This window comes from Microcoleus sp. K4-B3 (genome assembly GCF_036704615.1).
GTDB lineage: Bacteria > Cyanobacteriota > Cyanobacteriia > Cyanobacteriales > Microcoleaceae > Microcoleus.
This window is the reverse complement of the sequence record NZ_JAUBSF010000065.1, coordinates 22,624-40,364: the sequence shown is the minus strand read 5'-3', so window position 1 is coordinate 40,364 and position 17,741 is coordinate 22,624. Positions and strand designations below refer to the sequence as shown.

Annotated in this window: 4 protein-coding genes; 1 reads left to right on the top strand and 3 read right to left on the bottom strand. The window is 49.3% G+C overall.

All coding sequences use genetic code 11. The annotated features are described in order from the left end of the window. The 3 genes from QUA78_RS23025 to ppsA form a co-directional block, all read right to left on the bottom strand. Positions 1-5,699: DUF4347 domain-containing protein (locus QUA78_RS23025; protein ID WP_333301953.1), on the bottom strand; the 5,699-nt coding region annotated here is incomplete at its 3' end. Between the two features lie 1,359 nt (positions 5,700-7,058). Continuing rightward, positions 7,059-7,379 (bottom strand): DUF6464 family protein, encoded by a 321-nt coding sequence (locus tag QUA78_RS23020; RefSeq protein WP_333301954.1) that lies wholly within the window; start codon positions 7,377-7,379, stop codon positions 7,059-7,061. A gap of 449 nt (positions 7,380-7,828) precedes the next feature. After that, positions 7,829-10,306: a phosphoenolpyruvate synthase gene (gene ppsA / locus QUA78_RS23015; RefSeq protein WP_333301955.1), complete on the bottom strand. Its 2,478-nt coding sequence runs from the start codon at positions 10,304-10,306 to the stop codon at positions 7,829-7,831. A gap of 781 nt (positions 10,307-11,087) precedes the next feature. On the opposite strand from ppsA, the gene QUA78_RS23010 reads away from it, so the two are divergent. Then, the gene (locus QUA78_RS23010) at positions 11,088-17,582 is read left to right on the top strand and encodes a PAS domain S-box protein (RefSeq protein WP_333301956.1); all 6,495 of its coding nucleotides are present in this window, start codon (positions 11,088-11,090) and stop codon (positions 17,580-17,582) included. The last annotated feature ends 159 nt before the right edge of the window (positions 17,583-17,741 follow it).

The window sequence follows — 17,741 nt, the reverse complement described above, 5'->3', positions numbered from 1 at the left end:
TCGTTGTCGGTCAAGTCGATGTTGTTGCCGTTGTCGCCGACGATGGTGTCGGCACCGCGATCGCCGTACAATGTGTCTCCGTTGCGATCGCCAAAAATGCGATCGTCTTGTTTGCCGCCAAATACTGCATCGTTGTCTTTGCCGGCGTAAACGATGTCGCTGTCGAGGCCGGCAGCTATGTAATCTTGCTGTTGGTCGCCGAAGATGATATCGCTGCCTGCTTCACCTAACACTGTGTCGTCGCCGCTTTTTGAGAGAAACAGTTGGTTAGTTTCGTTTCCTGTTAAGGAATCGTTTCCGGGAGTGCCGAGAATTGTGTTTTGGATGTCGATGAGTTGTGCGGCCCTGGAGTCGAAGTTAAGTATTTGTGAAGGCTGGGGGGGGATAAATGTGAAGTTGGGCGGCAGGGGCAGTGGTTGGCAACCGCAACCGGTATCTGGTTCGGGCACTGGACCGAATATCGGGGTCGCGGATGGCGCTGGTGTTGGTGTTGGTGTTGCAGTTGGTTCGGGTTGCGGGACTGGTTTTGGTTCCGGGGCTGGCGCGGGTGTTGGAGTTGCAGTTGGAGTTGCAGTTGGTTCCGGTTCCGGCGCGGGTATGGGCGTCGGCGCGGGTATGGGCGTCGGCACGGGTATCGGCGTCGGCGCGGGTATGGGCGTCGGCACGGGTATCGGCGTCGGGGCTGGTGTTGGTATCGGGGCTGGTGTTGGTATCGGCGCGGGTATCGGCGTCGGGGCTGGTGTTGGTATCGGGGCTGGTGTCGGTATCGGGGCTGGTGTCGGTATCGGGGCTGGTATCGGGGCTGGTGTTGGTATCGGGGCTGGTGTTGGTATCGGGGCTGGTGTTGGTATCGGGGCTGGTGCTGGTATCGGGGCTGGTGCTGGTATCGGCGCGGGTATGGGCGTCGGCGCGGGTATGGGCGTCGGCGCGGGTATCGGCGTCGGCACGGGTATCGGCGTCGGCACGGGTATCGGCGTCGGCACGGGTATCGGCGTCGGGGCTGGTGTTGGTATCGGTTCCTTAAGGGGAATGAGAGAGACAGTGGCGACTGCCGCACTGGTGGCGCCGAGGTTATCTGTAGCGCTGTAGGTGAAGTTGGCCCCTGTGAAATTGCCGGACGCCTGGAAAAACAACTGAGTAATTTCCTCGGCGGTAAGGGTCTGACCTGCCGTGACCCGCACTCCCTGGCTGGGGTCGCCCAAGAACAGCGTGCCTTCAGTGGCTGGTGCCAATGTGTTTACGGTAAAGGAAACCACCGTGCCGTCTGGGTCGGTTCCTCCGAGTCCGGGGATGTTCACGGTTCTTCCCAGCAACACAGCGAGGCTGGAGTTGTTGGCGACGGGTGGCTGGTCGGTGGGAGGTAATAGTGCTAGCAGGGAGGCTGTAGCGGGGGCTGGACTGATGGCGCCGCGGCTGTCTGTGGCGCTGTAGGTAAAGTTGGCGGCTGCGAATTCGCTGGTTGCTTGGAAGAATAACTGGCTGATTTGAGTCGTGCTCAGTCTTTGGCCTGCCGCGATCCGGATTCCCTGGCTGGGGTCGCCCAAGAACAGGACGCCTTGATTTGCCGGCGGCAGGGTGTTGATGGTGAAGAATTCGATCGAGTCGTCGGGGTCTTTTGCCGTCAGCCCTGCGAGGTTGACGGTGCTGTTTGGCGCCAGTGTCTTGCTGAAGTTTGTGGATACCGGCGGGTAGTTGAACGCCAGCGACACCAGAGAAACTGTGGCGGCAGGACTGCTGCCACCGAGATTGTCCTTGCTGCTGTAGGTAAAATTAGCTCCTGTGAAATTGCCGGCCGACTGGAAGAATAACTGCGTCATTTGCTCGGCCCTCAGGGTTTGACCTGCCGTGACGGCGACTCCCCCCGTTGCGGGGTCGCCCAAGAACAGGACGCCTTGATTTGCCGGCGGCAGGGTGCTGATGGTGAATGTAACCACTGTGCCGTCTGAGTCTCTGCCTCCGAGCCCGCTAATTTGGACAACGCTGTTGGGCGCGATCGCCACATTGCTGCTGTCGGCTGATGGAAGTTTGTTGGGTGTTGGCTGCGCGAGTAAAATGGCGGTGGTGACGGTGGCTCTGGACTCGGAACCGTTGTTATTGCTGGGTTCGGGGTCAAAAGTGGTCGATCGGCTCTGGGAAGTATTGCTGATGGTGCCCGTCGCTGGAACGACTACTGTTACCTCGCGGTTGGTGTTGCTGCCGCTAGTCAAGCTGGGAATTGTTGGGAAGGTGACAACCCCTGTCACTGGGTCGTAAGTGCCGTTATCGGATGCCCTGACTCCCGTTAAACCGGGAATGATGCTGTCTGTAATCACTACGTCTTCAGCAGCATTCGGCCCATTGTTGGTGGTAGTTATAGTATAAGTCACAGAACTGCCGGCAGGAGCAGATGTGAGACCAGTCTTGGAGGTAACCAGGTCTGCCACAGGATCGATCGAGGTAGTGACTCGACCCCCCGCCTGACCGGGCGCTGCGACTGTCGAGCCGTTGTTATTCGTCAAGTCCGGGTCTGGAGTGTCCGATCGACTCAATACAATGTTGGTGATGCTCGTCAGGGTAGGCGGCGGTACAAACATCAGGCTGCGGGTGACGCTGCTGCCGCTGGCTAAATTCGCGAGCGCTGGGAAATCGATCGCCCCTGTGGTTGGGTTGTAGGTTCCGCCGTCGGACACGGTGACTCCCGTTAAGCCGGGAATTAGGCTGTCGGTGATGACTACGTTGGCCGCGGGACTCGGCCCGTTGTTGGTAGTAGTAATTGTATAAGTGAGCGTGCTGCCCGCGTTGATGCTGGCAGGAGCCGTTTTTTGGGTGACAACATCGGCCACAGCATCGATCGAGGTAGTGACGGTGGCGTTGGGGTTGGTACCGTTGTTGTTGGCCGGAGAGGAGTCGGGAGTGATGGAGGTACTTCTGGCCGTGTTGCTGATGGAACTTAGGGTGGGCGGTAGTGTCAAGCCGATCGTCCGGGTGACTGTCTCCGCGTTGGCGATCGCCACGGGCCCGAAGGTGACAATGCCGGTCACTGGGTCGTAAACGCCGCCGTTAGATGCCGTGACTCCGGTTAAGCCGGGAACTATGCTGTCAGTGATGGTTACAGCTTCTGCAGGACTCGGGCCTAAGTTGACTGTGGCGATCGTGTAGCTGACCGAGCTACCGGCCGTAGCACTCGTAGATCCTGTTTTGGTGGTTGCGAGGTCGGCGTTGGGCGCAATACTTGTCGTAACCGTAGAGTTAGTAAGAGTGCCGTCTTTGTTGGTTAGCGAGCCGTTGTTGTTAGTGGCGATCGGATCGAAAGTCGCCGAGCTGCTCCGGGCCGTGTTGCTGATGGCGGTACTGGTGGCTGGGGCGATGAAACTGACGGTGCGGGTCGCAGTAGCCGCATTTGCCAGCACCGTCAGTGCTGGGAAAGTGACAATGCCCGAAACAGGGTCGTAAGTGCCGCCGTCCGATAGGCTGACTCCTGTTAAACCCGGAATAATGCTGTCAGTGATTGTCACGTTGGCAGCGGGGTCTGGCCCGGTGTTAGTCGTGGTCAGCGTGTAGGCGACGCTTGACCCGGCCGAGGTAGTCACAGGGCCACTTTTGGTAGTAACTAAATCCGCGACTGCATCGACAACTGTGGTAAAGACTACACCAGGCCCCTCGATTTGCCCTGGCGCGAGTACACCGCTGTTGTTGCTGAGGTCGGGGTCGAAAGTCGAGCTAGTGCTGAATGCAACGTTGGCAAAACTGCTACCGCTGGTTAAACCGGGCGGCAGATTAATTGTCAGGGTGTAAGTCAGAGTCTCGCCGGCATTGAGAACGGGAATTAACGGCCAGGTGACAGCCTTCGTTTGGTTCACGTAAGTGCCGTTGTTGGAAGCACTGAGAACGGGTGGCAATCCGCCCGGAAGCAGGAGTTCTAAAGGTATTTCGTCTTGAATCAGGACATTTGTAGCGGGCGCTGGCCCCTTGTTTACAGTAGTAATCGTGTAGGTAATGCTGCCTTCGGGCTTGACGAACTGCGGGCCGGTCTTGATAGTGGCAACCTCAGCCGCGATACTGGGAGGATTGATAGTTTCAACTACCAGGTTTTGAAGTTGGTGAATGTTGTTGGCGCCTCCTGTGGAACTGCCAAAACCAAATTTGAAAATTGGCGGTACTGCGCCGTTTTCGGTTGCCAAGTTGGGGATGTCGATCAATGTAGTTTCGTAAATGTCGTCGAAATTTTCATCGAAGGCAACGGTGAGGCGAGAGGGATGCACCGGATCGTTAGATGGATTCAGCGTAATTTGAACGGCTCTTTTGGCTAAATCGCGATCGCTCGTGAACGTATTGCTGAAATTAAAATTCTTGCCCGGACTAGGGCCGCTAAAGTCAATACTCGTAGGAATGTTATCGATGCCGAAGGGAACGATCGCATTTGTTAAAAACTTATAACCGTCTGCTTGATTACCTCTAACCGTTACTGAATCAGGTCTGAAAGAACCAATAGAGGAGCCGGGAATCGGAGGTGGCTCCGGGCCGGAGCGCCCTTCTGTGGATGTTGAAAAATTGCCAAACTCGTCAAGTCCAATGCCTAAATAACCTCCCTCAATACCGGGTATACCCGTTCGTGGAGCGTAGGCCAGAGAACCGCCATAACCCCCAGTCCTTGTTGGGCTGGCAGTGCCGTCAATCAAGAAGAAACCCAGGCCGTCCCCTGGCTGAGGGCTAATAGAGGGGCCCTGAGCACTATATTGCTGGCTTGAACCGTAAGAATAAAAATCAAACTGGACTCTGAGACCGTCGGTTGAAGGAATGGGGTTGTTGTAGATGACAAAGGCTTCCCTGTCACCTGCTGCTGGAGTTAATCGCAGAGCGCCATCGCCGGGACTTGAGCCGCCCAAAGCCGGAAGTACGCCGGATACTGTGCCTCCGGTAATGCCGGGGATACGTTGATTGGCTGCGGTCACCCCGTTGCTCGGATTGAATAGCGCCCCGCCGTTTCCCCCGTAAATCCAAGGCCCCCTAACTGTGGAGTTCTTGAAAGTTTCGTTAACTAATGTGCCGAGTGTGTAAGTGTAGGCTTCGAGGACTTCTTTTTCAATGGCGATATTCGCCTTTATTTCCCCTGTCGCAAATTTTAATTGCCAGTCGCCGCCGAGTGCCGCACTCCCCGTCAAGTTGTCGGAAGCTGCAATATCTGCACCGACCATCAAGCTCAGCCGCCGCACGAAGGCCTCGCCGCTTTCCCCCGCTGCGACGCTGCACCCGAATAACAAGATATCTCCTCTCTCGCTGAGGGCTCTTCCCCACTGCTGTAACAAATGGCTGTAGGTTTGTAAGTTGTCGTTGCAGAGTTCGATCGATCCAAGTTGCACTCGGGCTTCTCGACCGTGAGAAACTATCTGAAGGCTGTCTAAATCGCTGCAATTAGCCAGAATTCTAGTAATTTGCTCGACTCCATCCCGCGTCGAGTCGAGTACAAATACCTCTGTATCGGCTGTTGCTCCTCTTGCCAAGCTGCCGCAGTTCTCTACTCTGGCATCGATGAACAATACATTTTTTACACTCAGGGCGCCCACCGACTCGGTTGCTCGTAAAAATTCTCTGTGGGGATGCCGAATTCCCGCGCCGCCATCTAGTTTCTGGGACAGGAAACACTCTTCTATTTTTACTTGTTTTATTGTTTTATTCCGATCGTAAATTGCTGTTGTTCGGGAGTTTGGGTCCGCAATCATTGCGGTGGAGTCACATATTTTTTGGGTTGGAAAAAGTGATTTGTTGCAGATCCTTTGCATGGTCAAATTGTCTCACGGATTGTAGATGATGTACCCAGTTCAAGATGATAATTATCACGTACTGAAAAGGTTGGATTGCAGACTAAGAGGCTCTGCTGCTTGACTTCGAGAAAGAGCAACAAGCGAATTTCACTCAGCACAAAGCAGTGCTACCTTAATAGTTGATAGCATGGCAAATATCGCCGACAGAAACGCTGAGAATTTAGAGTTTAAATCCCAATAATCTATCTATGGGGTGAGATTTTGCCTGCGACTTTCTTTTCTGTTAGCGAGTGTATCTGTTACACGCAGATCTCTTACATCGCGCAGTAGATAATAACAGGAGTTCTCAAAAATTTACTTGATGAGGTTTTCTGTAGATCGTCTAATGCACTTTATTTGCAGAGAATTTTCACTATTTCTGGACGCATAAACGGGTTTGAGGGACGAAAAGACTTCGTGCAGCCCTTGCTCCCGGTAAAAAAGTCGGTTTTTTTGGTTTTGGTGCGCAGACCCTGTGGACAATAGCAACTAGACATTAATTAGGGAGTTATAGCCGTGACATAATTATGCCGGCCGTGCCCGAAGTGTCATTCAACTGAGATCTTGTACCATTCTCAATAACCCTTCTATGGGCGGGTTCTCCTGCCCACTCCACAAGAAAATACACTTTTTGTGGAACAGGCCGGAAATCCTGTTAAGCGAGAATGGTGCAACATATGAGATTCAATTGAAATTGGCATACCCTGTATCGACGAGGCGTCTTAAAAATTCATGACTTGCAGTCTGGAAATAGCAATCCTGGTTTGAGACTGTTTCGCTGCGATCGCAAAAACAGATTAGTGCCGCCCACAACTAACTTCTCAAACTGTCAACAAGCGAGTCTTCGAGCGGATTTCTGTTTAAAGTAAATGCTCGGGACAATCGTTCGTGCAGAATTTTTCATGATGTTTTGGAGAAACTGGCTTGGAAATTTGCCCATCAGCTACTTGCGATTTTTGTTCGCTAATTTTCTTAACTGCGGGAGTTACGCCCAAGAGACTTGAAACCCAATTTATTTCTAGATTTCTCGTCGCCCAACCAAAGTTTATGGTCTAAGCCTGGTTTCCGATCGTAAGTCCTCAACTAGAAAAACACCGATCGCAATCCGCCAGTTATGGCAACTGTAACCCAGCAATACTGCTCGATTAGGTTTTAATTGCTGACTTTGGGCGCGGGTCGTCCAAAACAAGCTCCAACAATAATCCTGACACGTAAGTACATATTAACTCATTGATTACTACATCCGCAAATGTGCGTACATACAAGCCCCCATACAAGCTATATCTTTTCACCGCGAACGTCAAGAGTTCTGGATTGGTAGTACCGACAGTCTTGACAGGGCCCAGAAGGATTGACAGCGCAGCGAATGTAATTAGAGCGGGCGTTATACTCGCAAGTGATATCGCCGATCGGATAACCGAGACCTTCTATGTAAGTGCGATCGGCAATTGCTAGTTGAGTTCGCATGGGTCTATTTGCTACCGCAAGCCTAGCCGCTGCAATTCTATCGCGGGCTTGGGTTTCGGCAGAGCGCATCACCCACAAAGACACCAGCGACGGAACTAAACCTATGAAAATAATCAGGAGAGCAGTTAGCACTTTTTCAGAGCTTATGTGGAGAATATTTGTTTGAATTTAGGCGATCGGCAACAGAAAATCCTTCGCGAAAAGACGGTTTTAAATCACAAAAGTTCCCGGCCAAGTCTCAAACTAGGCCGCCCGTGTGTTAACCGTTTGCTGGCGGGTGAGGAGGGCGATCGCTGTTGGCGCCGCTTTCTTCGTAAAGCGCATCGCCAGGGCCCAACAAAGCCAGAAGCCCAGGTATGGTGTGATATTATGTCCGGTCAATTACCGCAATAAAATAGGTTTGTAGTGACGAATGCAAGTCCTCATAAAAATCCGAGGGCTGGGATTCATCACTACAAACGCGAGATCGGTTATTTGACAGGACTAGAGATGAAAAACCGGGTCGAGTTCAAAAACAACCAAACCAGAAAAGGGCGCAGCTATTGTTTGAGAAACTCGGTTTCTCTCAAAAACCAAAACCGTTAAACTTTAGCAACATCCCCCGCTAAATCCATCAACGAACCCGCACCTTCCACCTTAGCAACATCCAACAAAGTCTTTAAAACCGAATCTGGATTCAAACTAATCGAATCAATTCCTAACTCAACCAAGAATCGAGCAAACTCAGGATAATCGCTGGGCGCCTGACCGCAAATCCCAATCTTGCGGCCGTACTTCTTCGCCGCTTTAATGGCAATTTCTACCATTCGCTTGACAGCTTCATTCCGTTCGTCAAAGATGTGCGCGACTAAAGCAGAATCCCGGTCTAATCCTAATGTTAGCTGAGTTAAATCGTTAGAGCCGATCGAGAATCCGTCAAAAACTTGCGCGAATTCGTCAGCAAATATGACATTGCTCGGCAATTCGCACATCACATAAACTTGCAAGCCGTTTTCGCCCTTGACTAAACCGTGTTTTGCCATCTCGGCCAACACTTTTCGACCTTCCTCCGGGGTGCGACAAAATGGAATCATCGGAATCACATTTGTCAAGCCCATTTCGTCGCGAACTCGCTTCAATGCTTTGCATTCCAAAGCGTAAGCTTCGCGGTAATTAGGGTCGTAATAGCGAGAGGCGCCGCGCCACCCGATCATCGGGTTTTCTTCTTTGGGCTCAAACTGTCGCCCTCCCAAAAGATTAGCATATTCGTTGCTCTTGAAATCGCTCATCCGCACGATGACTGGGTTGGGATAAAATGCGGCAGCAATGGTGGCAATGCCGTGGGCTAGTTTGTCGGTGAAGAAATCGGGTTTGTGTTGGTAAAGTGCTGTCAGTTCTGCAATTTCTTCCTTGACTGATTCATCTGCCAATTCGTCAAAGTGAATCAGTGCCAGCGGGTGTGCTTTAATGTGATTGGCAATGATAAATTCCAGCCGCGCCAAGCCTACGCCGTCGCAAGGAATTGCTGATAAACCAAAGGCTTCTTCTGGATTCCCGACATTCATTAAAATTTGAGTGCGGGTGCGGGGTAAATTCTCGATCGCAGTTTCTTGAATTTCAAAAGGAAGCAAACCGGCATAAACTTTGCCTTCGTCTCCTTCCGAACAAGAAACAGTGATTTCTTGATGGTTTTTCAAGATTTGGGTGGCGTCGCCGGTGCCGACAATGGCGGGAATCCCCATTTCTCGGGCGATGATCGCGGCGTGACAAGTGCGGCCGCCGGAATTGGTGACGATCGCACTTGCTTTTTTCATAATCGGTTCCCAATCCGGGTCTGTTTTGTTGGTGACAAGAACTTCTCCTGATTGAAATTCAGCGATTCTGTGAACATCTAAAATCACGCGGGCTTTGCCTTGTCCGATTGATTCCCCAACGGCGCGTCCTTTTGCTAAAACTGCACTGGTACCTTGCAATTTGTAGTTTCGCAAAACTTTAGCAGACTTTTGAGATTGTACTGTTTCGGGTCGCGCTTGGACGATAAACAATTCGCCCGTATTGCCGTCTTTTGCCCACTCAATGTCCATCGGGGTATAAGTCCCGCGCACTTGGGAGTAGTGTTCTTCTATGACTACGGCCCACTCTGCTAGTTGCAGAATTTCATCGTCTTGTATGGCAAATTTATTTTTTTCGGCTGCTATCACCGATACGTTTTTGGTGTATTTAGAACCGCCGATATCGTACACCATTTTGAGTGTTTTGCTGCCGAGGCGTTTGTCTAAAATCGGGCGAAAACCTTGTTTTAATGTTGGTTTAAAGACGAAGTATTCGTCGGGGTTGACGGCGCCTTGGACGACGTTTTCGCCTAATCCGTAGGCGGCGGTGACTAATACGGCGTTTTTGAATCCGGTTTCGGTGTCGATGCTGAACATGACGCCGGAGGATGCTAAGTCCGATCGCACCATTTTTTGCACGCCGACAGATAAGGCGACTTCAAAGTGGTCGAAACCCCGCTGTTGGCGGTAGGAAATCGCGCGATCGGTGAATATGGAAGCGAAGCATTTGTGACAGCATTCGAGGACGCCAGCGCAAGCTTGGACGTTGAGGTAGGTTTCTTGCTGTCCGGCGAAACTGGCGTCTGGTAAGTCTTCGGCGGTGGCGGAGGAACGCACTGCTACGTCGGTACTGTCGCCGTAGCGATCGCACAATTTCTCGTAAGCATCCGCGATCGCAGCTTGCAATTCTCGCGGAAACGGCGTGTCGAGAATCAGTGCCCGCGCTTGCTTGCCTTTTTGTCGCAGGTTCTGCAGATCTTCTACGTCTAAATCGGCAAAAATTTCGCGCAATTTAGCTTCTAAACCCGCCGACTCGATGAAGTAGCGGTAAGCGTGTGCTGTTGTTGCAAATCCGTTGGGAACTCTGACTCCTTGGGCGGTTAACTGTTGAATCATTTCGCCCAAAGAAGCATTTTTCCCGCCTACTAATGGGATGTCGGCGATGCCGACTTCATCAAACCACAATACTAAGGCTTTTTCTTTCGGAATCAAAACGGGTTTTTGTTGAATTGCTAATTTGTCGAGCATTGCTTTTTTCCTCTCAACTTCCGCTCAATTAGATACCAAGACAGTAAACAATTCACTGTCAATTCACTGTCAATTTTTAAAACGTAGTTTTGTTGCGAAAAATATCTAATTTTTTCCGAGGCTGTCTCCAGCAGACTTTTTGATCCCCTCTATTTCAAGAGTATCACTTTTTGGGTAAATAGCAAGAGCTGTGGAGAAAATTTATTTGATTGCAAAAAGTAAAGGAATGGCACTAAGGAGTTTAAGTAAGCTATCATAAAATAACTGGTAAAAATGTGAATATCGAAAATAGTTCCCACCGCTTTTTTGGCGTTGAGCGCGCATTGGTGCGGGGATAGCGCTCGAATTGTATTGGTAGCGGAATCGAAGGGCAACAAAGGGTGAGTTTCGATCGCGCGATCGGCTGACCCGCCCAAAAACCGATACTTGTGAACGACAGGAGTCGTGAGCCGGCCAAAATTTTAGACCCTTGTTCAAGCTCCCCGATTCATCTGTGGAGTAAATCTAAAATTTAAAATCTAAAATCGGCTGACAGGGGCGATCGCCCACAAAACACAACACCAAGCAGCTTAGTTTCCTCCTGAAACCGAGCTTCTAAAAACCGTTAAAATTTTCCCTCTGATTGCGTTGACCTACTTAGAGCAAAAACACAGTCGCATAGAGTGGATTGTAATTCTTGAACCAGGGAGTTTTTCACTTGGAGCGGCGGGATTTTTGGCGATGCAATTATTTATATGCTATAATAGTTAGCTCGACTGCCTTATGACAAAGCACAAGGTATATGATACCAGTTTTGAGCCCAGCCGCACAGCGAAACGGCTTTAAAGTTCTTCTAGTCGAAGACAATCAAGCCGAAGCCGATCTGATCGAAGAATTATTATTAGAAACAAATGTTAGCCGAGCCGATCGCCAAAGGCTGTCAGTAAGCTGTACCGATCGTCTCAGCAAAGCGCAGCAACTTTTGATCGGCGAACATTTTGATGTGATTTTACTAGACCTTTCGCTCCCCGACAGCCAAGACTTAAGTACAATTGTCAAAATACAAGAATACAGCCTAAATACTCCGATTGTTGTACTGACGGCACGCAACGATGAAAAACTTGCCATACAGTCAATCCAAGCCGGAGCTCAGGATTATCTAGTCAAGCGAAACATCGACAGCGAAGTGTTAATTCGAGCGCTCCGCTACGCTGTCGAGCGGCAGCACAACCAAGAAGCTTTGCGAAAAAGCGAAGAAAAATATCGCTCGGTAGTCGAGAATTCTCTCGTCGGGATTGCCATTCTTGCTCCTTCACTTTCCCCCTCAGAACCAGAAAAATGCCGGTGTTTGGAAGTGAACGATGCTTTGTGCGACTTGCTGGGATACGATCGCCAAGATTTTTTGCACGAAAATTGGGAGCGGTGGGGTTTTCCTGAAGACTGGCAGGCTAGTTTAGAGCAGTTAAATAAAATTTTTGCAGGGGACAGCGAAGGCTATGTTTTAGACAAAAGGTGGCGCAGAAAAGACGGAACAACAGTTTATACTAGAGTTTCCCTGCGCTGTATTCGCGGCCGGGACGGCTCCATCGACCGGATGATTAAAGTAATCTTGGATGTGAGCGATCGCTACCATTACGAAGCTAAATTAAAAGCATCTGAAGATTTTTTAAATCACACGATTAATGCTACTCCCGACCCGATTTTTGTCAAAGACGAGCAGCACAGGTGGGTCGTATTAAACGACGCTTTTTGTGACTTGATGGGAAAAAGGCGACAAGAACTGATCGGTAAGTCGGGATACGAATTTTTGTCACCAGCAAAAGCCCAAAGATTTTGGCAAAAAGACGAAGAGGTATTCAGAACTGGCATCGCTGAAGAAACGGAAGAAAAATTCACAGACCGCGCGGGAAAAAAACGCATTATTTCGATTAAAAAAAGTGTATTTAAAGCAACTGACAGCAGTAAAATGTTAGTCGGCACCATTCGAGATGTCACAGAGTACAAACGCCAACAATTAGCTTTGAAAGAGAGCGAAGCTAGATTTCAAAAAATGGCAGCCAACGTGCCGGGAATGATTTATCAATTTCGGCTAGAGCCGGGGGGTAGAAAGTATTTTACTTACGTTTCTTCGGGCAGTAAGAACCTGTACCAATTAGAAGCGAAAGATATAGAAAAAAAGAAAAATTTTGCTTATGAAACAATTCATCCAGATGACCTCACAGGCTTTGAAAAATCGATAAAAATTTCAGCAACGACTCTGCAACCTTGGCAGCACCAGTGGCGGCAAATTATCCAGGGCAAAGTGAAGTGGCTGCAAGGTGCCTCGAAGCCAGAAAAGCAAGCCAACGGTGATATCGTTTGGGACGGTTTGGTGATGGATGTTACGGAATTAAAACACACCCAGCAAGACCGCGATCGATTTTTTAATATCTCGCTGGATTTACTTTGTATTGCAGGTTTGGACGGCTATTTCAAACGCTTAAACCCGGCTTGGTCAAATGTATTAGGTTACAGCAGCGATGAAATGCTAGCCCAACCTTTTATAGAGTTCGTGCATCTAGAAGACCGAGAAATAACTATAGTTGAATTAGAAAAACTTAAAAATGGCAACCCGATTATTAACTTAGAAAACCGCTATCTTTGCCAAGATGGCACTTATAAATGGCTGTCGTGGACGGCATCGCCGTTTGCAGAAGAAGGTTTGATGTATGCAGTTGCTCGCGACGTTACATTTAGCAAGCAAGCTGAAGCTGAACTGCGCAAGAGCGAAGCCACCAACCGCGCTCTTTTAAATGCGATACCGGACATGATATTTCGCTGTCGGGCAGACGGCACTTTTGTAGACTTCAAACCTGCCAAAGATTTCGAGAATATCCTACCGAAAATAAGAGTAATCGGCCAAAAAGCACAAGACATATTGCCTGCTGCTTTTGCTGCAAAAATCTTGTCCGGCAATCAACTAACGATCGACACCGGCGAGATTCAAGTTGTAGAATATCAAATGCCAGTTAATGGTGAACTTTACGATTTTGAAGCGAGAATTGTCTTTTGCACGGATGACGAAATTATCGCGATAGTCCGCGACATCACTCAACGCAAACGCTCCGAGTCATTAGTCCACAGGCAAGCAGCAGCAATGGCCCAAGCTTCCGAAGGTATCGCCATAATCAGTGCGGGGGAAGAGGTGATTTATTGCAACGCAGCCCGACTAAAAATCTACGGTTACGACTCTCTCGAAGAAATCTTAGGTGAAAGTTGGAAAATATTCTACGAAGGTGCAGAACTGCAAAGGTTCGAGCAAGAAGTCATGCCGGCTTTAGTACAGAAAGGTTTTTACAGCACCGAAGCAGTAGGATGCCGCCGCGATCGATCGAAAGTCCCTATAGATGTCTCGCTGACAATGCTGCCCGGCGGGGAAACCATTTGCATTGTTCGTGATATTTCCCACAGAAAACAAACAGAAGCAGCACTGCGGGAAAGCCAGCGGTTCACTCAACAAATTGCTGGGGCAAGTCCTAATATGTTGTATGTTTACGACTTAATAGAACAAAAAAATATCTATGCAAACGATTCTATATACCACATTCTCGGCTATACAGTAGAGGAGATTCAGGCAATCGGGCCGTGGATGATGTCAACTTTAATGCACCCGGAAGATTCAATCAAAATACCTGATTATTTACAGCAAGTCGAAACGGGTACGGAAGGGGATATCTTTGAAATTGAATACCGAATCAGGCACAAGGATGGTTCTTGGCGCTGGATTGTGAGCCGAGATACTGTATTTGCGAAAACAGCAGACGGCAAGTTAAAACAAATTCTCGGCACGGGAACTGATATTACAGAAAGCAAGCAAGCAGAAGATGAAATCAAGCTGTTGCTGGCAGCAACTCAAGCAATTAGTCAGTCTGTCGATTTTCACAGCGCCCTCGTAGATATCCTGCGGTTGCTGTGCAATGCGATCGGCTGGAATTTTGCGGAAGCCTGGATACCGGCTGCTAACGGTACTTTTTTGGAACACAGCGAAACTTGGTACGCTAGCGATCGCGATTTAGATAGGTTCGGCTGCGAAAGTAAAAAAATTAGATTCGCCGCCGGAGTGGGGGTACCCGGACGGATTTGGTCAACCCGAAAAGTAGAATGGATTGAAGATATTTCTGTAGCCAAAAGTTATCTTTTTGCCCGATCGCAAATGGCGACAGCATTGGGATTAAAAAGTTGTTTCGGAGTGCCAATTTGCGCTAGCTCAAAGGTGCTGGCAGTTTTAGTCTTCTGCAAGCGCGATCGCTCGATTATGGAACCGCGTATAGTAGAGTTGGTCAAGGCAGTCGCGACTCAGTTGAGCGCTCATATTCAGCGCAAACAAGCCGAAGAAGAATTGCGCAAAAGTGAAGAACGCTGGCAGTTAGTTCTCAAAGGCAATCAAGACGGAATTTGGGATCTGAATCTTCAAACAAATGAAGCTTTTCGATCGGCTCGCTGGCAAGAAATTATCGGTTACACAGACGGCGAAATCGAGAGCAGCAACCGCGCATGGATGGATCGCATCCATCCAGACGATCGCTCGCGAGTGCAAGCAGCGATCCAAAATTATCTCGATCGCCAAACCCCCAATTACGCCGCCGAATACCGCTTGCAGTGCAAAGACGGCAGCTATAAGTGGGTGCTCGCCCGCGCTCAAGCAGTGTGGGACAAAGCCGGCAATCCCCTGCGGATGGTGGGTTCGATGACGGATATCAGCGATCGCAAAGCAGCAGAATTAGCATTACTGCGGGTCACTCAAGCCGTCGAAAGTACCAGCGACGCGATCGCGATCGCCGACTTAAAAGGGCGGTCTATTTACCACAATCAAGCCTTTATTCAGCGTTACGGCTACACAGTGGAAGAACTCAACGATCTTGCCGATATCACCGTGCTTTATGTCCGACCTAAAAGTTACAAACTAATCTATAAAAACCTTCGCAAAGGTCGCTCTTGGTCTGGCGAAGTTGCGCTGCAAACTAAGAGCGGCGAAGCTGTTACTGCTTTGGTGCGAGCCGACAGCATTCAAGATATAAATGGTCATTCAATTGGCTTAATGGGAGTTATTACAGACATCACAAAACGCAAAGAATCTGAAATGATTTTGCACCAGAGATTAAAGCGTGAACAGTTGGCAGTAGCTATGCTGGAACGCATTAGATATTCTCTCAATTTAGAAGAAATTCTCACCAAAAGTGTCGAAGAGGTGCGGCAATTTTTGCAAGTAGACCGCACTGTTATTTACCAATTCAATCCGGATTGGAGCGGGTTTATTGCTGTCGAGTCTGTTGCGGAAAATGTCCGACCAATTGTAGGAATGAAAATTTATGACCCCTGTTTTGGGAAAGCCTACGTTACTCTTTACCAAAACGGCAGAATTACAGCCACAGAAGATGTTTACAAGGCCGGCATGGCCGAGTGCCACTTGAGTTTGTTGACTCGGCTCGAGGTGAGAGCGAATATGGTAGTGCCAATTGTGCAAGGCAAAAACTTGTGGGGGCTATTAATTGCCCACCACTGCACAGGCCCGCGTCCCTGGCAGCAATTGGAGGCAGAGTGCCTGAAACAATTGGGGGTGCAGTTGGCGATCGCCATTCAGCAATCGACGCTATTTGAACAAGCACAAACCGAAATTGCCGATCGCAAGCTTGCAGAAGCCGCCCTGCAATTAGCTAAAGAAGCCGCGGAATCGGCTAACCGCGCTAAAAGCGACTTTCTCGCCAACATGAGCCACGAGTTGCGGACGCCTTTGAACGGGATTTTGGGATACATTCAACTGCTCAAACTGGATAAAAATTTTACCGCCGAGCAGCAAGAAAGTCTCAACAACATTCACCAGTGCGGCAACCACCTGCTGATGCTGATTAATGATGTTTTAGACCTCTCGAAAATCGAAGCTCGTAAAATGGAACTGTCACCGGCGAACGTGCATTTTCCCAGCTTTGTTAAAAGTATTGTTGATTTGTTCCAGATGCGATCCGATCAAAAAGGAATTGCCTTTAATTACGAGCAGGTTTCGGATCTGCCAGACGGCATTTTGGCTGACGAAAAAAGGTTGCGTCAAGTTTTGATTAATTTGCTCAGCAATGCCGTTAAGTTTACGGACAGCGGCGGCGTTACATTCAAAGTCGGTTATGCAGAAATTTCAGCCGAAAATTATCCTCAAATTAACTGCGAAAATTCGAGTTTAACAGCGGAAGTTGCCACTCAAACAATCAATTTGACCGCAAAGTTAGACGCGCAGCAAATGTCGCTCTCGCCGCTGGGAACAAAAGAAGCGTGCGAGGTGATAACAGTAGCAAATAGGGGCGATCGTGCCTCTACCGCTAAAATCCGCTTTCAAATCGAAGATACCGGGATTGGCATTGGGCAGAATAAATTAGAAGAAATATTTTTGCCTTTTCATCAAGTGGGCGATCGTAGCAATTTCGTCGAAGGTACCGGACTGGGACTTTCCATCAGCCAAAAATTAGTCAAAATGATGGGTAGCCAAATTCGCGTCCAAAGTACCTCCGGCAAAGGCAGCATATTTTGGTTGGATCTAGACTTGCCCGCACTCGCCCAGTCTTCTGAACTCCCCTCCACGCAAGAAAAACGCCGGCTTGTCGGTTTTAGCGGCCGCCAGCGGAAAGTGCTCGTCGTGGACGATCACGAAGTAAATCGCGCCATGCTACAGAGGCTGCTTTCTCGTTTGGGCTTTGAAATTGCAGAAGCTACAGACGGCAAAGACTGCATACACAAAGCACAGGAATTTTTACCGGATATAATTTTAATGGATTTGCTGATGCCCGTAATGGACGGTTGGGAAGCTACCAGGCGGCTGCGACAGTTGCCGGAATTAAAAGATGTGGTTATCCTTGCTTGGTCCGCTAACGTTTACGAGACTACCAGGAAACAGAGCATACTTGCAGGTTGCGATAATTTTCTCACCAAACCGATTCAAACTAAGGAGCTTTTAGAATTATTGCGCCTGCATTTGAGACTAGAATGGGTTTACGAAGAAGCAGGAGAAACCAAAAAGCGGAAAGCTCAAACTCCCACAGCATCATCTGAGATTGCTGCTGCTGACTCAACGATGGTGTCTCCTCCCTCAGAATCAGTCTTGGCATTGTTAAGATTGGCTGCAATGGGCGATATTGAAGCTATTCTGGAAGAAACTGCTAAACTCGAACATTCTGACCCGACATTAGTGCCTTTCGTTCATCACCTGCGCCAACTTGCTAAAGGATTTCAGCTCAAGCAAATTCGAGATTTTTTGAAGGAACATTTGTCCTAAAATTGACGGTAGCTAACAGACAACTCAAAATCAGTTAAATCTCGCGCCCAGAGTACCATTCTCAATCAGGGACTCTGGGCTCCCGCGAAGTGACAACTTAATTTGCTTGTGGGACCCGCACTCGCAGCCCGCTCCTAAAAGGGTTATCCCAAATAGAAG